At 70.6% G+C, this 16518-nt stretch carries 19 protein-coding genes; 11 read left to right on the top strand and 8 right to left on the bottom strand.

Going from position 1 to position 16518, the window contains the following annotated elements:
- Window positions 1–7 precede the first annotated feature (7 nt).
- Entirely contained in the window at window positions 8–238 is a 231-nt protein-coding gene (locus ENSA5_RS19810; protein WP_106393243.1) for a helix-turn-helix domain-containing protein, read from the bottom strand.
- A gap of 340 nt (window positions 239–578) precedes the next feature.
- Here ENSA5_RS19810 and ENSA5_RS19805 point away from each other — a divergent pair, with 340 nt between their 5' ends.
- Window positions 579–1781, top strand: a complete 1203-nt coding sequence (locus ENSA5_RS19805) for a response regulator (RefSeq protein ID WP_181197954.1) — start codon at window positions 579–581, stop codon at window positions 1779–1781.
- A 59-nt stretch (window positions 1782–1840) separates the two neighbouring features.
- Window positions 1841–2455 carry a hypothetical protein gene (locus ENSA5_RS19800; protein WP_106393241.1) on the top strand — a complete coding sequence of 205 codons (615 nt, stop codon included), beginning with the start codon at window positions 1841–1843 and terminating at the stop codon, window positions 2453–2455.
- 22 nt (window positions 2456–2477) lie between these two features.
- Here the strand turns inward: ENSA5_RS19800 and ENSA5_RS19795 are convergent, their stop codons facing one another.
- Window positions 2478–3443 carry an HD domain-containing protein gene (locus ENSA5_RS19795; protein ID WP_181197953.1) on the bottom strand — a complete coding sequence of 322 codons (966 nt, stop codon included), beginning with the start codon at window positions 3441–3443 and terminating at the stop codon, window positions 2478–2480.
- A gap of 98 nt (window positions 3444–3541) precedes the next feature.
- Here ENSA5_RS19795 and ENSA5_RS19790 point away from each other — a divergent pair, with 98 nt between their 5' ends.
- On the top strand, window positions 3542–4258 hold the full coding sequence (locus ENSA5_RS19790) for a RomY N-terminal domain-containing regulatory protein (RefSeq protein WP_106393239.1): 717 nt from the start codon (window positions 3542–3544) through the stop codon (window positions 4256–4258).
- 1 nt (window position 4259) lies between these two features.
- On the opposite strand, the gene ENSA5_RS19785 is transcribed toward ENSA5_RS19790, so the two are convergent.
- A complete protein-coding gene (locus ENSA5_RS19785; protein WP_106393238.1) occupies window positions 4260–4544 on the bottom strand; it encodes a glutaredoxin in 285 nt (94 codons plus the stop codon).
- Window positions 4545–4567: 23 nt separating this feature from the next.
- On the opposite strand from ENSA5_RS19785, the gene ENSA5_RS19780 reads away from it, so the two are divergent.
- The 4 genes from ENSA5_RS19780 to egtD all read left to right on the top strand — a co-directional run bounded on the left by ENSA5_RS19780 (window position 4568) and on the right by egtD (window position 8037).
- Window positions 4568–4837, top strand: a complete 270-nt coding sequence (locus tag ENSA5_RS19780) for a hypothetical protein (RefSeq protein ID WP_106393237.1) — start codon at window positions 4568–4570, stop codon at window positions 4835–4837.
- A 14-nt stretch (window positions 4838–4851) separates the two neighbouring features.
- A complete protein-coding gene (locus ENSA5_RS19775) occupies window positions 4852–5247 on the top strand; it encodes an MAPEG family protein (protein WP_106393236.1) in 396 nt (131 codons plus the stop codon).
- A gap of 96 nt (window positions 5248–5343) precedes the next feature.
- Entirely contained in the window at window positions 5344–6921 is a 1578-nt protein-coding gene (locus tag ENSA5_RS19770; protein WP_146155895.1) for a hypothetical protein, read from the top strand.
- A gap of 111 nt (window positions 6922–7032) precedes the next feature.
- Window positions 7033–8037 carry an L-histidine N(alpha)-methyltransferase gene (gene egtD, locus ENSA5_RS19765; RefSeq protein WP_181197952.1) on the top strand — a complete coding sequence of 335 codons (1005 nt, stop codon included), beginning with the start codon at window positions 7033–7035 and terminating at the stop codon, window positions 8035–8037.
- A gap of 6 nt (window positions 8038–8043) precedes the next feature.
- Here egtD and ENSA5_RS19760 read toward each other — a convergent pair whose 3' ends face one another.
- Both ENSA5_RS19760 and ENSA5_RS19755 read right to left on the bottom strand, forming a co-directional pair.
- Window positions 8044–8736: a uracil-DNA glycosylase gene (locus ENSA5_RS19760; RefSeq protein ID WP_106393233.1), complete on the bottom strand. Its 693-nt coding sequence runs from the start codon at window positions 8734–8736 to the stop codon at window positions 8044–8046.
- A 5-nt stretch (window positions 8737–8741) separates the two neighbouring features.
- Window positions 8742–9470, bottom strand: a complete 729-nt coding sequence (locus ENSA5_RS19755; protein ID WP_106393232.1) for a haloacid dehalogenase type II — start codon at window positions 9468–9470, stop codon at window positions 8742–8744.
- A gap of 190 nt (window positions 9471–9660) precedes the next feature.
- Between ENSA5_RS19755 and ENSA5_RS19750 the strand changes: the two genes are divergently transcribed.
- From ENSA5_RS19750 to ENSA5_RS19745, 3 genes are all read left to right on the top strand, one after another.
- Window positions 9661–10554, top strand: coding sequence for a tetratricopeptide repeat protein (locus ENSA5_RS19750; protein ID WP_106393231.1), 894 nt, complete (start codon window positions 9661–9663; stop codon window positions 10552–10554).
- A gap of 102 nt (window positions 10555–10656) precedes the next feature.
- Window positions 10657–10794: a hypothetical protein gene (locus tag ENSA5_RS37910; RefSeq protein WP_181197951.1), complete on the top strand. Its 138-nt coding sequence runs from the start codon at window positions 10657–10659 to the stop codon at window positions 10792–10794.
- Between the two features lie 79 nt (window positions 10795–10873).
- Entirely contained in the window at window positions 10874–12181 is a 1308-nt protein-coding gene (locus ENSA5_RS19745; RefSeq protein WP_106393230.1) for a pyridoxal phosphate-dependent aminotransferase, read from the top strand.
- Between the two features lie 72 nt (window positions 12182–12253).
- Here the strand turns inward: ENSA5_RS19745 and ENSA5_RS19740 are convergent, their stop codons facing one another.
- Window positions 12254–12664: an ExbD/TolR family protein gene (locus ENSA5_RS19740; RefSeq protein WP_106393229.1), complete on the bottom strand. Its 411-nt coding sequence runs from the start codon at window positions 12662–12664 to the stop codon at window positions 12254–12256.
- 93 nt (window positions 12665–12757) lie between these two features.
- Between ENSA5_RS19740 and ENSA5_RS19730 the strand changes: the two genes are divergently transcribed.
- Entirely contained in the window at window positions 12758–13666 is a 909-nt protein-coding gene (locus tag ENSA5_RS19730; RefSeq protein WP_146155894.1) for a hypothetical protein, read from the top strand.
- A gap of 406 nt (window positions 13667–14072) precedes the next feature.
- Here ENSA5_RS19730 and feoB read toward each other — a convergent pair whose 3' ends face one another.
- Complete coding sequence (gene feoB / locus ENSA5_RS19725) at window positions 14073–16229, bottom strand: ferrous iron transport protein B (protein ID WP_106393227.1); 2157 nt, start codon at window positions 16227–16229, stop codon at window positions 14073–14075.
- A complete protein-coding gene (locus ENSA5_RS19720) occupies window positions 16226–16456 on the bottom strand; it encodes a FeoA family protein (protein WP_106393226.1) in 231 nt (76 codons plus the stop codon). The genes feoB and ENSA5_RS19720 overlap by 4 nt, the downstream gene beginning before the upstream one ends.
- Window positions 16457–16518: the final 62 nt, after the last annotated feature.

Raw genomic sequence — 16518 nt, 5'->3', positions numbered from 1 at the left:
TCACGACTCAAAACGCTGCGATGGCGCTGCGATGAAGCATCGTGTCGGGCGTGCGCAAGGGGGCGACGCGCGGGCGCGGCCATTCGATTTGGTGCTTGACGATCCGGCGCTTGAGGGCGTGGCGGGTGATGCCAAGAAGCGTCGCAGCTTCGACGATGCTGCCAGCAGATACGAGGGCTTCCTCACAGAGTTTGCGTTCTGCTTCAGCGAGGTTCAGGGAGTCGAGAACGATCGGCATGGAGAGACAATAGTTGGTTCACATTCTCGTGTAAAGAAAAAAGAGATGGCTAGGCCACAGTTAATACACGGCCTTAAGACCAGTATACAGCTAAATAATGTCATGACAGTAAGAATTAGTAGGAATCCAGGTCTTTAGCAGGCGCGGATACGCCACAATGACGATCCTGCCACTATCAGAACGTAGCCTGGATTTTGCGTTTTATGGGTGATTCACTATGTGTTCGCATTGGCGCATCACCGCGCGCTTTCGCCAGCGCTCTGGCCAGGTCCGCCGACGGCAGTAAGATGCCCTCCCCGTGTCGGACCCGAGTCGTGCGTCAGCGCTGTCCGCTATCCGCGTGTTGGTCGTCGATGACGAAGTCAACCTGCGCTTCGCCATTGAACGGGGTTTGCGCAGGTCGGGTCACCACGCCGACTCGGCGAGCACGGTCCGCCAGGCGATCGAGCGCCTGCGCTCGAAGCCCTACGACACCGTCGTCACCGATCTGCGGATGCCGGGCGGCGACGGCCTCGAGCTGATCCAGTGGCTCGGCAGCTACAGCCCCTCGACCAAGATCCTGGTCGTGTCGGCCTACATCACGCCCGAGATCCGGGCCGAGTATCAGCACCAGGCCTCGATCGGGATGCTCGAGAAGCCCGTCGAGCTCGCCAAGCTGATCGCGCTCGTCGAGGAGCTCGGGCCTCGGCGGGGCTTTTACGGCAACTCGATCGAGGTCGAGCTGTTCGACTACGTCCAGATGGTCGCGCTGTCGGGCCGCGACAAGCTCGTCAAGATCGTGACGCCGATCCACACCGGTCACATCTGGTTCGAGCACGGCGACATCGTCCACGCCGAGTTCGAGTCCCACTCGGGCGAGATGGCCTTCTACAAGCTCCTGGCCGTCGGCCGCGGCACCTTCACCGAGGTCTTCTACACCGATCCGCCCAAGCGCACGATCATGGGCTCGGCGACCGGCCTGCTGATGGAGGCGGCCCGGCAGATGGACGAGGGCACCCTCGGCCAGGACCCGGCGCCCGAGCAGGCGCCGGTCGACGACGAGGCCTCCTTCGCTGACCTCAACGACGACGAGGACGAGGTCATCGTCGACGACGACGAGGTCGCGGCCGAGGCCGAGCCGCCGGTCGACCCCAACGACCCCTTCGATCTGCGCGCGCCTCCGCCTCCGCCTCCGCCCCCACCCGAGCCGCAGAACTCGGCGACGGGCCTGCTCGACGACCCCGAGACCCGCGAGCTCATGCTCGGTCAATTCTTCGAATTCGAGGGCGTCGACGGGGTCGCGATCATCTCGAGCACGGGCAAGGTCCTGGCCGAGAGCATGGGCGGCAACAGCTCGCTGGTCACGCTCGCGGGCTTCTACATGCGCGGGGCCGCGCGCATCGCTCGCTCGCTCGGCTACAACGTGTTCGACGGCGTCATCGCCAGGTCCGAGACCGGCCAACAGCTGGTCATGGTCGGCATGGGCGCGACCTCGGCCGTGCTATCCATCGAGTCGGGCAGGAACCCCGAGCAGGTCCGCGACGAGATCATGGGCCTCGACTGAGCTCCAACGTGCTCGAACTCCTCAAACAGGTCACTGCCGTCGCGGGCGTACGAGGCGGCATGCTCGCGACCGCCGACGGCCCCGTCGGCGCCGTCGAGTATGCGCACCTCCAGCCCGCGGTCGCGACCGACGTGGCCAAGACCGTGCGCCGCCTCGTGGTCGCGTCGACGACGGCCAACTCGCCGCTGCGCGAGCTGCTGATCAACTTCGGTCCGACGCGGATGATGCTGCGCCCGGTCAGCGAGGACGTGCTGATCGTGCTGCTCGATCGCGACGGCGACACCCAGCCGATCCGGACCCTGCTCGACCGCGAGATCCCGCGGATGCTGCGGCTGGCCCAGGGCGAGCCCGAGGCCCCGGCCCCCGCGATCGGGGTCCACGAGGGCGACGACGAGGTCGGCGAGCTGCTCGCGAGCCCCCTCGGTCCGGTCTTGCTCGAGATCGAGGCCGTCTATCACAACTACCGCAAGCACCGCGGCCTCAACCAGGGCCAGACCCGGGGCCACATGCACGAGCAGATCCGCGAGTGGCTGCTGTGCTGCAACCCCTCGAACTACACGCTGCCGCTGCTGCTCGACGGCCTGTCCGAGACCATGACCGACGACCCCGCCGGCCGCAGCGGCTTCGTCGGCGAGGTCCAGAGCATCCTTCGCCGCGCGGGCGCGCTCAGGTGAGCTTGGCGTCGAGATCTAGAAGTTAGCGTCGGCGACGCTTGGGCGCGGCCTCGATCTCGACATCGGCGAGGAGCTCGCGGGTCTGGATCTGCTCGATGTAGTAGTCGGGCTCGCGGCCGCCTTCGAGCTCGCCTGCCTCGCACAGCTGCTCGAGCCGACGGCGCAAGACGCCGATGTGCGGACCCGGCGGGAGCTCGAGCGCGGCCATCAAGTTGGCGCCGAGCCCCGCTGGCAGCGGCTTGGGCTTGCGATCTTCGGCCGCGAGCGCGCGGATCCGCTGGGCGAGCTCGGAGATCTGCCGGAGGCAGCGCTTGCGCTTGCCGGGGCGCTTGCTGGTGATGTCGGCGCGCGAGAGGTTGAGCAGGTCGTCGAGGGCCGGGCCGACCTCGCGAGCGAAGCGGCGCACGGCGGCGTCGGTCCAGCTGCCGTCGTACTGGCCGGGGCGCAGGTGCCAGCGGATCAGCTCGGCCACGCGCTGACCGACGGCCGGCGGGAACGCGATCCGCCGGAGCGGGCCGCGCTCGAACATGCGCTCCCCGAGCTCGGCGTGACCGTGGAAGGTCACGCGCCCGCCGGGCAGGAAGCGGCGCGTGGGCACCTTGCCGATGTCGTGGAGCGCGGCCGCCCAGCGCACCGTCGGGCTCGGGACCGACTGCCAGACCACGATCTTGGTGTGGGCCCAGACGTCCTTGTGGCGACGCCCGGCCTCCTGCGAAAAGTCGACGGTCGCGTCGAGCTCGGGCAGGAGCTCGGCGAGCAAGCCCAGGTCGTGGAGCGCTTGCAGGGCCAGGTCTGGATGCCGGCCGCACAAGCTCGCGGTCAGCAGATCGTAGAGCTCGGTCGGCGGGCACTCGCGGATCTGCGCCGCGCGGCGGCCGATCTGCGCGACTTGCGACGCGGTGGGCACGACCCCCTGGCACCCGGCTGCGAGGACCGGGGTCAGGAGCTGCGGGCCGCTCGGGGCCTCGTTGAGGGCTGCCAGGGACATGGGGAGGCCGACAGGATGCACGACAGATCCCAAAACACCAGGCATGTCGTCGAAAGCTCCCGCGGTCGCGGCCGCCCGTGTTAGGCTCCGTCGCAGCGATGTCGCGGTCCCCGCAACTCGGCTATAACCACAACATCCCGCATCGCGGCCGGCTTTATCACGTCCAGACCGAGGACTCGGGCGTGAAGAAGGCCCACATCTTCACGCACGCGTTCTACGACGGGACGATCATCGCCTCGAACAAGGTCAGCTACGACCCCGAGGCCGTAGTCGACGATCTCGACCAACACATCATCGGACTCATGCAGGAGTCCCACAAGGCGATGATCCGTCAGCTCCGGCGAGGAGTCTTCGACGAGAAGATCGTCCAGTACATCGGCGAGCACCCCGAGGCCGCCAAGGACGGCGCGCCCAAGGACGCCGCGCCCAAGCCGAGCGAGGACGAGCGCCCCGTCCGTCGCCAGGCGCCGGAGCCCCGAGAGGTCGAGCGCCAGGGGCCGCCGCTGACTCCAGGCCACCCGGGCCCGACCGTCGATCCAACCCTGACCCACCCCGCGTTCAGCTCGCGCGAGGCCCAGGCCCAAGTCGCCGCCAGCGCGTCGGGCAAGCCGGGCACCGGGCCCAAGCGATCCAGTCGCGGGCCCAGCCGCGTCCGACGGCGGGCCGTCGGCGGGATCGGTGGCCGCGGTGTCGCGGCCGACCAGGCGGCCAAGGCCAAGATCAGCGAGCGCCGCGACGTGGTCATCGGCAAGTTCGCCGCCGAGCACCAGGCCTCGCTCGACGAAGAGATCCTCGCGCTCTTGCGCGACGAGTAGCTCAGGTGGCCGCGGGGAGACCCCCGCGGGCGTCGAGCTCGGCGAGCTCGTCGAAGCCACCGACGCTGCGCCCCTTGATGAAGATCTGCGGCACGGTCCGCTGGCCAGTGTTTCGGGCCAGCCACTGTCGCGCCTCCGAGTTGCCGCTGACATCGAAGATCTCGTAGGCGATCCCGCGCTGGTCGAGCAGCCGACGGGCGCGCACGCAGTACGGACACCAGGGTGTGAGGTAGACGACGACGTCGCCGTCGAAAGCATCGGGAAGCGGAAACGGACGCCCTGCCACCTTTGGAGTATGGTCGAGAAGCCATGTCCGACAACGAACTGATCAACAAGGGCCTCGGCGAGCTCAAGGCGCTCCGCGGGGAGCTCGAGAAGGCGGTCAAGACCGCGAGCGACGAGGCCAAGGAGGGCTGGAAGAAGCTCCAGCCCCACCTGCAGCAAGCCGAGAAGCTCGCGAGCGAGAAGGCCAGTGACATCGCCCACGAGGTCGGCCAGTCGGCCGGCGAGGTGATCGTCGACGTGCGCACGCAGCTCGAGAAGCTGCGCGAGCGGATCCGCAACGAGAACAAGAGCTGAGCCCCGATCAGCCCATGACCACCCCCTTCGTGTGTGTGATCGTCGCGTTCGCGTTGATCTGGCTGGCTCGGGTCCCGGTGTTCGTGGCGATCGGGCGTAGCGATCAGGCGTTCGACAACAAGCAGCCGCACGCGCAGCTCGCCCGCCTCGAGGGCTTCGGCGCCCGCGCGGTCGCGGCCCACCGCAGCCTCGGCGAGAGCTTCGCCCCCTTCGCGGCCGCGGTCGTCATCGCCCACCTCGCGGGCGCGGAGCCCCGGCGCTCGGCCGTGCTCGCGATCGCCTTCGTGGTCTGCGAGGTCATCTACGCCGTCGCCTACCTGGCCAACGCCGACTACCTGCGCTCCTTCGTGTGGCTGATCGGCCTGTTCGCGGTCCTCGGCCTGTTCGGCCTGGCGGCGGCGGCGGGCTGAGCCGACGGCCACTCGACCATCCCATTCACGCCCGCGGTGTTCGCACACGCGGCGTGCGTGGGCCCGCTCGCGCTGCTAGGTTCGCGAGCGATGCGCATGCTCCGGTCTGTCCCGCTGCTGGCCCTCGGCCTGACCCTCGGCCTGGCCAGCGCCTGCCGTCAGCCAACGACCCAGGGCGGCAAGGCGCCCGAGGCCAAGGCTCACGCGGCCGCCGAGGTCCAACTGCCCGAGCCGCTGCCGCTGCCGAGCGAGCCCGCGGCGGCCTCGTGGATCGCCGCGCCGAGCCAGGCCATCGAGATGGTCGCGCCCTACAGCCCGATCCCGCTCGACCCGGCCGCGGCGGTCGAGCAGGCCACCCGCGGCCTGACCGAGCCCGCGCTCGCGGGCGAGCTCGCCCGCGCGATCGACTTTCGCGCGCCCTTCGCCAACGTCGTGCTCGACGGCGGCGAGGAGGTGATTCGGCTGTCGCTGCGCGACGACGCCCGCGAGTCCCTCGCCGGTCGCTTCGCCGAGCTCGAGGCCGTCGGCGAGTTCGGGGCCGTCAAGCTCCCCCGCCACCCCGCGCCCGACGGCGAGGTCCCGCGCGCCGGGTCCCGCGAGTGGCTGGCGTGGATCGACGAGGGCGACGGCGGCCCGCTCGTGCTCGCCAACAGCGTCGAGGGCCTGGTCACCGCCCGGGGCCTGGCCGACGCCTACGGCCAGCAGCCGATCTACTTCACCGCCGAGCCGAGCTCGCTGCCGATCCCCGTCGACCTCCCCTTCTCGCGGGTCACCGGCCGCGGCGACCTCAGCAAGGTCGCGATCGAGGCCCAGGCGATCGACGGCGGTGACCCCTTCGCCGAGCTGCCGATCTCCGCGGGCACCCTCGGCGGGCTCCTCGACGGGCCCAACATCAGCGCGGGCGTCAGCGGCCGCTACGCGGACCACGAGGCGACCGTGCGCGAGGTCATCAGCGAGGTCAACCGAAACGTGCGCGGGCTGCCCTTCCTCGTCCGCGGGATCGGTGAGGACCTCGCGGCCAAGCTCAACACGCTGCTGCGAACCTGGGATGGCCGGGTCCTCGTTGGCCTCGGCCCGGACAAGCACCTGCGCCTGGCCTACGGGGCCAGCGACGTCAACAAGAGCCACGTCGCGACCGTGCGCTTGCTGCAGAAGGTCGTCGACAACGTCTCGGTCGCGCGCAACTTCATGTCGCGCCTGCCAAAGGTGAACCTGCGCCGCCGGGTCGCCAAGGGCGACGGCGAAGACATCGAGTTGTTCGTGCTCCACGAGGCCTTCAGCACGCTGCCGGCCGAGCTCCGCGCGCTCGTCGACAGCGAGAGCCGACTCAACGTTGCGATGGCCTGGTCCGAGCGCGCCGGCGGCGGGATGATCGTCGTCGGCCCCGACGCCGCCAAGCAGCTCGCGCGCTGGCTCGACGAGACCGCCGCCTCCGCGAGCCACGGCGCGACCTCCGGGCAGCTGCTCGCCGCCAGCTTCGCCGGCGACCCTGCCCAGCTCCAGCCGCTGCTCGCCAACCCCAACCTCGACATCGCGCAGCTGCTCGAGCTCACGGCGACCGGGCCCAAGTGGCGCGTCAGCGTCGACGCGCGCGACGGTGGGCTCTACGTGATCGACGTGCGCACACCTGGCGCCCCCAAGATCCCCCGCGCCAGCACCCCCAGCACCCATTGACCGAAGCCTACGACGGCCCGCCGAAACCTTCGCGCCGGGCCGTCGTAGGCTCGAGCGTCGCCAGTCAGCACGCCGAACCCGTGCTAGAAGCTGGCCACGATGATGCCGAGCATGGCCCGAGAGCTCCCCGCGATCGCACCACAATCCGAGGAGCGCAGCTTCGCCGAAGACGTGGTGCTCGGGCTATCGAGCGAGCCCAAGAAGCTCCCGTGCAAGTATTTCTACGACGCGCGAGGCTCGGCGCTGTTTGATCGCATCACCGAGCTCGACGAGTACTACCCCACGCGCACGGAGCTCGCGCTGATGCGCGCGCACGCCCCGGCGATCGCCGCCAAGATCGGCGCGGGCGCGCTGGTCGTCGAGCTCGGCAGCGGCAGCAGCGTCAAGACCCGGCTGCTGCTCGACGAGCTCGAGCTCCCGACCGGCTACGTGCCCGTCGACATCTCGGCCGAGCACCTGCGCTCGGCCGCCAGCTCGATCGCCGCCGACTACCCCGGGCTCGAGGTCACGCCGGTCGCCGCCGACTTCACCCGCGGCTTCGCGATCCCCAAGCCCCGGCCCTCGACCCGGCCCTCGAACAAGCAGCCCCCGGCCCGCTGCGTCGTGTACTTCCCGGGCTCGACGATCGGCAACTTCACCCGCGCCCGGGCCCTCGAGCTGCTCTCGGCGATCGCCGCGTTCGTCGGCGCCGACGGAGACGAGCGCCCCGGCGGGCTGCTGCTCGGCTTCGACCTGGTCAAGCCGGCCGACATGCTCGTGCGCGCCTACGACGACGCCCAGGGCGTGACCTCGGCCTTCAACCTCAACCTGCTCACGCGGATCAACCGCGAGCTCGACGGCGACTTCGAACTCGACGGCTTCGAGCACCGCGCGGTCTGGGAGCCCGGGCCCGCGCGAATGGAGATCTTCATCCGCAGCACCCGAGATCAGCTCGTCCACGCGGCCGGGCACAGCTACCGGTTCGCGGCGGGCGAGGACATCCTGACCGAGTACTCGCACAAGTACACCCTCGACTCGATCCGCGCGCTCGCGCGCGAGGCCGGGTTCGAGCGCTCGACGATCTGGACCGACCCGGACGAGCTGTTTGGCGTCGGCCTGTTTCAGCTCGCCGACTAGCAGCCCTCAAACGAGCGCCCGGGCCCGCTCGAACACCGCGCGCAGCATCGGCCGGGTCAGCCGCTTGGTGAAGGTGTTTTGCTGGCTCGGGTGATAGCTGCCGAGCAGCGTGTAGGGCCCGATCTCGACCTCGGCGCCGTGGCCGAACTTGGGCTTGCGCGGGAGCGCGTGGCCGCGACTCGCAAGCAAGCGCAGCGCGCCGTTCCAGCCGAAGCCCCCGAGCGCGACGAGGACGGTGACCGTGGGCGAGAGCAGGCGCAGCTCGTCGAGCGCCCACGACATGCAGGCGTCGCGCTCGGTCGTCGCGGGCTTGTTGTCCGGCGGCGCGCACTTGACCATCGAGGTGACCCACGCGCCGCGCAGCTCGAGCCCGTCGCCGCGCGCGGTCGAGGCGGCCTGGTTGGCGAACCCGACCTCGTGGAGGGCGCGGTAGAGCCAGTCGCCCGAGCGGTCGCCCGTGAACATGCGGCCGGTCCGGTTGGCGCCGTGGGCCGCGGGCGCGAGCCCAACGATCAACAGCTTGGCCTCGGGGTCACCAAAGCCCGGGACCGGCCGACCCCAGTAGCGCTCGTCGGCGTAGGCCGCCCGCTTGTCGCGAGCGACCCGCTCGCGCCACTCGACGAGGCGCGCGCAGTCACGACAGCGCACGAGCTTGGCCTCGAGGGTCTCGAGCGAGCGGCTCCGAGGTCGCGCGGCCATGCTCGCTAGGCTCCGACGAGGGCGACGAGCCCGGCGAGATCCGGAACGCTCCAGTCGGGCTCGGCCGCGTCGAGCGGGTCGACGCTCGGTGCCGCGCCCACGTCACCGCGGCCGCTGTCGCGGACCACATGGACGGTCTGCACGCCGTGCCGCCGCCCGGGCACGAGGTCGTGATAGCGGCTCTGGGCCGCGTGGAGCAGGCGGCCCGGGGCGACGCCGAAGACCTCGAACGCGCGCTCGAAGATCGCGTCGCCGGGCTTGTAGCAGCGAGCCTGGGCCGCGGTCACGACCGCGTGGAGCTCGACCTCGAGCGTCCGCGCGGTCGCGGCGAACAGGTCGTCGTCGACGTTGGAGATGATCGCTAGCTTGTGGCCCGCGGCCGCGAGCGCGCGCAGGCCCGCGAGCGTGTCGGGGAAGGGCTCCCAGCGCGGCAGCGCCTCGACCAGGGTCTCGAGCTCGTCGGCCTGGGGCGCGAAGCCGAGATCCTTGGCCATCCCCGCGAAGGTCCGGCGCAGGACCTCGCGGTAGGGCTTGTAGGGGCCGGCCTCGACCGCCGACTCGGCCCGGGCGTAGGCCGCGAGGATCTCGTCGGGCCGGCTGACCAGGTCATGGCGCGAGATCACCGGCTGCATCGCGGCGAGGATCCCCGACTCCCAGTCGATCAGGGTGCCGTAGCAGTCGAAGCTGATGACCTCGAAGTCGCGGGGCCCGGGGCGAGCAGGGTCGGTGGTCATGATCTCTCTCTCGTCTCCTGGACGCGACTCGTCTGTCGGGGCTGCCCGACTCGGGCGTGGACCTTAGCAGAGCGGGTGGCCGCCGCCCGCGCGGACACTCGGTCCCGCGACCGCTCGATCCCGACGTCGGTTCTTTTTGCGCTGACCGTGTGTCCGGACACCCTGGCGAGGTCGCGCTACACTGCTAGCAGTGTCGCGCCGGATCCCCGTCGACGAGCGCTGGCTAGCCCTCGCGCTCGTGTTTCTCCCGGGCTGCGAAGGTGAGATCGCGGCGTTGTTCTCGCTCGCGTTCGGGACCGCGCTCGGAGCCTGGATGGTCAGCCGCGACCGCCAGAACCGAGCTCTGTACGCGGCCGAGAACATGCGCCACGCGATCGCGACCGGTCAGCAGCGCGAGATCGAGATGAACCTGCGCAAGCAGCTCGCGCTCGCGGCCGCAGGCGAGGCCGTCAGCGTCGAGCGCCAGTGGCTCGCGCGCGCCCAGCTCGGCGGTCTGTTCGTGGCCGAGTGGCGCCTCGACGAGGCCCGCGAGATCTACGGAGCCGACGACACCGGGCTGTCGCCCCACCTCCAGGCCCTCGCCAACTTCGGCCGCCACGAGCTCGCGATCCTGACCGGGACCCCCGACGAGGACCGCCTGGCCAAGATCCGCGAAGACCGCGACGCCTGCCTCGACCACGTCCCGCCCCGCTACCGCGAGCTCGTCGCCGACGCCTGGCGAGCGCTCGAGGGCCTGTGCCTGGTCCGCATGGGCCGCGCGCGCGAGGCCGGACCGCTGCTCGAGCGCGGGCTGAGCTCGCTGGCCTACAACCCCGCCCGGGTCGTCTACCTGTATCACCTCGGCCAGGCCTACGAGCACCTCGGCGAGCGCCAGCTCGCGGCCGAGACCTACGAGCAGGCGACCAAGGCGTTCCCGGGTACGCGCCTGGCCAGCGAGGCCAAGTCGCGCCGCCTCGCGCTCGTCGAGGGCGAGCACGGCGAGGGCATGTTTCGGCGCATGCTGCCCGAGACGCCCGTCGGCTCCCCGAGCCTGGTCCCGGCCGAGGCCAACGCGAGCGGATCCCGCGAAGACGGCCAGGACTGAGCCCGCGAGGCGCCGCCCACGGGCCGTGAGCTGTCGCAAGTATGATTCTTGCGCTTGGCCCCCGGGCCATTGTGGTGTAATCGCGGTCGCGAGGTTCCGCCGATGGCCGATCAGAAGTACGACGAACATCCCCCGATTCCGGGCCTGCCCGCCATGGCCTGGTTTGCTCTGTTGCTGGCGATCGCGCTCGTGAGCCTGGTGGTGTTTCTGCAGATCAAGTTCGGCGTGCCGACCCCCTGAGCTCAGCTCGAGCTGACTCGGGCTGACTCGAGCTTGGGCCGGGCTTGCGTCAAGCTGGGGTCGGCGGTAGCAGGGCTCGATGGCGAGCTCGTCAAAAGCGGCGTCGATGTTTCGTTCGGTGCCGCGCACCGGGGTGATCTACGTGATGGCCGAGGCCGCCAAGCGGGGCTTCCGCTACGGCCACCCCGAGTGGTGCAACCTCGGCCAGGGCGCGCCCGAGACCGGCGAGCTGCCCGACTGCGCGCCGCGGCTCGAGACGATCGAGCTCGACGCCGAGGTCTCGGAGTACGCCGCGGTCGCGGGGATGTGGGAGCTGCGTGAGGCCGTCGCCGAGCTCTACAACCATCGCTACCGCCGGGGCCTGGCCAGCCGCTACAGCGCCGAGAACGTGGCGATCGCGTCGGGCGGTCGGGTCGGGCTGACCCGGATCGCGACCGCGCTCGGCCGCGTCAACCTCGGCCACGTGCTGCCGGACTACACCGCCTACGAGGAGCTGCTCGATGTGTTCCGCGCGTTCGTGCCGATCCCGATCGTGCTCCACGAGCGCGACGGCTTTCGGCTCTCGCCCGAGGCCCTGCGCGAGGCGATCGTCGGCAGCGGGCTCGGGGCGATCTTGTTGTCCAACCCCTGCAACCCGACGGGCAGGCTGATCGCCGGCGAAGATCTGCGTCGCTGGGTCACGACCACGAGCAAGCTCGGCTGCGCGCTGATCGTCGACGAGTTCTACGCCCACTACGTCTACGGCCCCCCGAGCTTGCGCGTCCACGGCCCCACCCGCGGCGAGCTGCCCCGGAGCATCAGCGCCGCGGCCTGGGTCGAGGACGTCGACCGCGATCCGGTCGTCGTCGTCGACGGCCTGACCAAGAACTGGCGCTACCCCGGCCTGCGCCTGAGCTGGACCGTGGGGCCCAAGTCCGTGATCGAGCGGGTCGGCTCGGCCGGCAGCTTCCTCGACGGCGGCGCGCCCCACTGCGTCCAGCGCGCGGCCCTGCCCCTGCTCGAGCCCGCGGTCGCCGACCGCGAGGCCGCCGCGATCCAGCGCGCGTTCGCGGCCAAGCGCGCGCTGATGCTCGAGCGCCTCGCGGCCATGGGCATCGGCGTGGCCGGGTCCGACGACGGCGGGCCCGAGGGCGCGTTTTACTGCTTCGCGGATCTGCGCCAGCTGCCCGAGCCGCTGTGCGACGGGATGGCCTTGTTCCGCGCGGCGCTCGAGCGCGAGGTCATCTGCGTGCCCGGAGCGTTCTTCGACGTCGACCCGGGCAAGCGCCGGGAGCACATCGCCTCGCGCCTCGCGGGCTTCGTGCGCCTGAGCTTTGGGCCCCGCATCGAAGAGGTCGAGCTCGGCCTGACCCGACTCGGCGAGCTCGTCGCCGCCGCCCGGCGCTAGCGAGAAACCTGGTACCGCAGACCCGACCCGAAGTCCGTGCCGTGCATGACGGACTTCGGTCTGCCGCTCGAGCTAGAGCTTTTCGCTCGCGATGCCGACGTGGTCGATCCCGGCCTCGCGGGCGGCCGACATGACGTCGATGACCGAGCCGTAGGGGACCTTGTCGTCGGCCTTCACGGCCACGCGTCCGTCGGACTGGGCCTTCTCGCTGGCCTCGAGCGCGGCGACGAGCGCGGCGTGGTCACCCGCGACGGGGGTCTTGCCGATCTGCACGGCCCCGTCCGCGTCGATCTTCACGAGCAGCGTGGCGTCGGGATCGTTCTCGGTCTGCTCGATCGGATCTTGCGGGATCGAGATCGGCTGCTTGTGTTTGGGCGGCGGCTTGGCCGCGACCATGAAGATGATCAACAGGCTCAAGAGCACGTCGATCATCGGCGTCACGTTGATCTCCGCGACCGCCTCGGTCTGGATCTCGTCGTCCACGCGGAGAAGCTAGCAGGTTGGCGAAGAGGCCGAAACGACGAAATGTGATCGCGGTCACCTGTGCGTGTTTGGCGCTGGACCTATCCTCGCCTCATGAATCGCTTCTTGCGCTCTCCCTCCGTCCCCCTCGTCGTGCTCTTGGCTGCCAGCGTGGCGTACGGGTGCAGCGACGACGCGCCCGCGGAGTCCGGCGACACGGCGTCCGAGACCGGGGACGGGGACGGCGACCCCGGGGACGGCGACGGGGACCCCGGGGACGGGGACGGCGACCCCGGGGACGGCGACGGGGATCCGATGCCCTTCGGCGACTGCGGCAACGGAGTGCTCGACGAGGGCGAGGTCTGCGACGACGGCAACAACGTGACGGAGTTCGCGCCCTACGCCGCCAGCGACTGCATCGACGACTGCTCGATGGTCCTCGCGACCTGCAACGACGGCCAGCTCGACCCCGGCGAGGACTGCGACGACGGCAACGCCGACAGCAAGGACGCGTGCACGACCTCGTGCACGGCCAACACCATGGCCGTCCACGCGGCCTGCACCGTGTTCGAGGACGGCGAGGAGGTCGACCCGCTGTTCAACGTCAGCGAGGGCGACATCCAAAACTGCACCAACATGGAGCCGATCGCCGGGACCGAGGTCGGCTGCAACCGCTCGTGGGAGTACATCGGCAACAACCTGGTCTACGCGGCCGGCGGCGACTGCCAGATGATCGCGCTCGAGTGCGACGGCGACCTGTGCCCGGCCGGGCCGATCGGCGACTACGGCAGCGTCAACTCGTGCCCCGCGGGCCACGTGCTCGTCGACAAGGTCATCGAGGGCAACGGCGGCGTGCCGACGATCCGCAGCAAGGTCTGCCTGCTCGCCTGCGAGTCCGACCGCGACTGTCGCTGGAACGAGGAGGACACCTTCTGGGCCGGCCCCGGCGAGTACCGCTGCGCGACCACGCCCTTGTCCGGCGGCGAGAAGGTCTGCAACGACGGCCGCAACAACGCCCTTTGAGCGCCAACCAAAAAGGCGACCCTGGTCGGGTGGAGTCCCTCTTGTCTCCACCCAACCAGGGCCGTGAACACCGAGCACCCCCTCAGGTGCTCGGCTGCGTTTACCGGGCCCGCCTCCCGAACTCCCGGCCTCGCCAGCGCGCACTCACGGTGCAGCGCTCGGGCCGGGGCACCACCGACAGGTCGGGGCGGGCGCTTGGAATGGTTGCCATGTTCCGATGCACGCGCCCCTCACATGAGCAAAGCTCGCGCCACATGAGCCGCGACCGCGGCAAAGCTCGTTTGATCTTGGGCGGTTAGCGGCGAGCTCTCGTCGCTCGTGGCGACCCGCGCGGCGCGGCCAGGGGTCGCCCGCTGGCCGACCACGCCAGCGCTGTCGGGCGCTTGGCTAGCGATCTAGCCGCCTCTCAGCCGAGCCCGAGCAAGCGCCCGCCCTGAAACACCACGAGCGCGGCGAGGTAGGCGATGACGGTCATGCTCACGAGCATGAAGGCCGGCCACCGCCAGCTTCGGGTCTCGCGCCGCACGACCGCCAGCGTCGACATGCACTGGCAGGCGTAGACGAAGAAGACCATCAGCGCGAGGCCCGAGAGCTTGGTGTAGCGCGGGCTGCCGTCCTCGGCCTCGGCCTCGCGGATGACCTCGCGCAGCGGGGCGTCGTCCTCGTCTGCGTTCTCGATCCCGTAGACGAGCCCGAGGGTCGAGACCATGACCTCGCGGGCGGCGAAGCTGCCGATCAGGCCGATGCCCATGCGCCAGTCCTGGCCGATCGGCTCGAGCGCGGGCTCGAGCGCCTTGCCGACGCGCCCGGCGACCGAGTGCTCGATCGCGGTCTCGCCCGGCCCGAGCTCGGCCTCGTCGACGCGCGGGAAGCTCAGCAGCCCCCACAGCACGATCGTGACCGCCAAGATGATCGTGCCCGCGTCGCGGAGGAAGTCGGCGGTCCGATCCCAGACCTGGCGGAGGGTGTCGCGCACCCGCGGCAACCGGTAGGGCGGCAGCTCGAGGACTAGCGGCGGGGTCGGGCTCACGAGCAGCGTGCGCTTGTAGATCGCCCCGAGCGCCAGGGCCGAGAGCGTCGACAGCAGGTACATCGACAGCAAGATCAGCCCGCCCGAGGTGAAGGGCCCGAGGACCCGCGCGTTGGCGACGAAGAGCGCGCCGATCAGGAGGGTGTACACGGGCAGCCGCGCGCTGCAGCTCATGTAGGGGATCATCAAGATCGTGACGACCCGATCTTTGAACGAGGAGATCGTCCGGGTGCTCATGATCGCCGGGATCGCGCAGGCGTAACCCGACAGCAGGGGCACGAAGGCCTTGCCGTTGAGCCCGACCCGGGCCATCAGGCGATCGATGATGAACGCGGCCCGGGCCATGTAGCCGGAGTCCTCGAGCAGCCCGATGAACAGGAAGAGCAAGGCGATCTGGGGCACGAACACGACCACGTTGCCGACCCCGGCGAGCACGCCCTCGGTCAGCAGATCCGTGAACAGCCCGGGCCCGAGGACGTCCGCGACCAGGCCCGAGAGCGCCCCGACCCCGGCCTCGATCCAGCCCATGATCGGATCGGCCCACGAGAAGATCGACTGGAAGATCAGCGCCATGACCAACAAGAAGGTCAGCGGGCCGAGCACGCGGTGGGTCAAGACCGCGTCGATCTTGGCCGAGCGGCGCATCGCGGGCGCGCGGCTGTCGTCGCCCGCGAGCTTTGAACGCCCCGCCCGGTCCGAGGGCCCGCGCTCGGCCGCCGGGAGCTCGGCCGTCGGGAGCTCGGCGAGGAGACGATCGACCTCGGCGTAGCGAAGCTCGACGAGCTCGCGGATCGCGTCCGCGACCGCGCCGGGCTCGAGGCGCGCGAGCTGCTCGCGCTCGACCGGGCTCGCGCCACACAGCTCGAGCTGACCCGCGGCCTCGGCGGCCAGCAGCCACCGCGCGCGCGCGCCCCTCAGCTCGGCGCCCGCCTCCAGCTCGGCGAGGCAGCCGCGCAGCGCGGGCTGATCGGCGCCGGGCTCGACCAGCCGAGGCTCGGTGCCCGCGCCCGGCTCGAGCTGGCCGAGGCAGGCGGCGAGCTCGTCGAGGCCCTCGCCGGTCCGGGCGACCGTCGCGACGACCGGGACCCCGAGCGCGGCCGCGAGCAGCTCGGGCTCGACGCCGACGCCCGCGTCGCGCGCGAGGTCGACCATGTTGAGCGCGACCACGCAGGGCAGCCCGAGCTCGAACACCTGCAGGGCCAGGTAGAGGTTGCGCGCGAGGTTGCTGGCGTCGAGGACCAGGAGCACCGCGTCCGGGCGCCGCTCGCCGCGGATCCCCGTCAGGGTCCGAAACGCGACCGCCTCGTCCTCGGCGAAGGGCGTGAGGCTGTAGGTGCCCGGAAGATCCACGAGCACGGGCGCGGGCGCCCCCGCAGCTGTCGCGCCCGCAGCCCGGAGCGACCCCTCGCGGGTCTCGACGGTGATCCCCGGGTAGTTGCCGACCTTGTAGCGCGAGCCCGTCAGCAGGTTGAACAGGCTGGTCTTGCCGACGTTGGGGTTGCCGGCGACCGCGACGCGCACGGGACGGGTCACGCGCCCACCCCCGAGATCTCGACACGCCGGGCCTCGGCGCGGCGCAGCGACACGTGGTAGCCGCGCAGGCGCAGCTCCAGCGGATCCCCGAGCGGGGCGCGCTTGACCAGCGCGACCTCGACACCAGGGACGAAGCCCATCTCGAGCAGCCGGACCGACATCGACCCTCGCCCAGTGACCGCGCGCACCTGCGCGCGCTGGCCCAGGTCGAGCTCATCGAGGGTCATCGCTGGGCTCCTTTTTGTTGAAAGAGCAAATCAATATGCGTCGATACCACTACAAATGACCG

Source organism: Enhygromyxa salina, from assembly GCF_002994615.1.
GTDB classification, from domain to species: Bacteria; Myxococcota_A; Polyangia; order Nannocystales; family Nannocystaceae; genus Plesiocystis; species Plesiocystis salina_A.
Note: the sequence above shows the minus strand (reverse complement) of the source record. Positions and strands in the feature narration are given on the sequence as shown.

Coding starts and splice junctions, on each gene's coding strand:
- ENSA5_RS19810 (WP_106393243.1), bottom strand. CDS start 238: ATGCCGATCGTTCTCGACTCCCTGAACCTCGCTGAAGCAGAACGCAAA.
- ENSA5_RS19800 (WP_106393241.1), top strand. CDS start 1,841: ATGCTCGCGACCGCCGACGGCCCCGTCGGCGCCGTCGAGTATGCGCAC.
- ENSA5_RS19795 (WP_181197953.1), bottom strand. CDS start 3,443: ATGTCCCTGGCAGCCCTCAACGAGGCCCCGAGCGGCCCGCAGCTCCTG.
- ENSA5_RS19790 (WP_106393239.1), top strand. CDS start 3,542: ATGTCGCGGTCCCCGCAACTCGGCTATAACCACAACATCCCGCATCGC.
- ENSA5_RS19780 (WP_106393237.1), top strand. CDS start 4,568: ATGTCCGACAACGAACTGATCAACAAGGGCCTCGGCGAGCTCAAGGCG.
- ENSA5_RS19775 (WP_106393236.1), top strand. CDS start 4,852: ATGACCACCCCCTTCGTGTGTGTGATCGTCGCGTTCGCGTTGATCTGG.
- ENSA5_RS19770 (WP_146155895.1), top strand. CDS start 5,344: ATGCTCCGGTCTGTCCCGCTGCTGGCCCTCGGCCTGACCCTCGGCCTG.
- egtD (WP_181197952.1), top strand. CDS start 7,033: ATGGCCCGAGAGCTCCCCGCGATCGCACCACAATCCGAGGAGCGCAGC.
- ENSA5_RS19760 (WP_106393233.1), bottom strand. CDS start 8,736: ATGGCCGCGCGACCTCGGAGCCGCTCGCTCGAGACCCTCGAGGCCAAG.
- ENSA5_RS19755 (WP_106393232.1), bottom strand. CDS start 9,470: ATGACCACCGACCCTGCTCGCCCCGGGCCCCGCGACTTCGAGGTCATC.
- ENSA5_RS37910 (WP_181197951.1), top strand. CDS start 10,657: ATGGCCGATCAGAAGTACGACGAACATCCCCCGATTCCGGGCCTGCCC.
- ENSA5_RS19745 (WP_106393230.1), top strand. CDS start 10,874: ATGGCGAGCTCGTCAAAAGCGGCGTCGATGTTTCGTTCGGTGCCGCGC.
- ENSA5_RS19730 (WP_146155894.1), top strand. CDS start 12,758: ATGAATCGCTTCTTGCGCTCTCCCTCCGTCCCCCTCGTCGTGCTCTTG.
- ENSA5_RS19720 (WP_106393226.1), bottom strand. CDS start 16,456: ATGACCCTCGATGAGCTCGACCTGGGCCAGCGCGCGCAGGTGCGCGCG.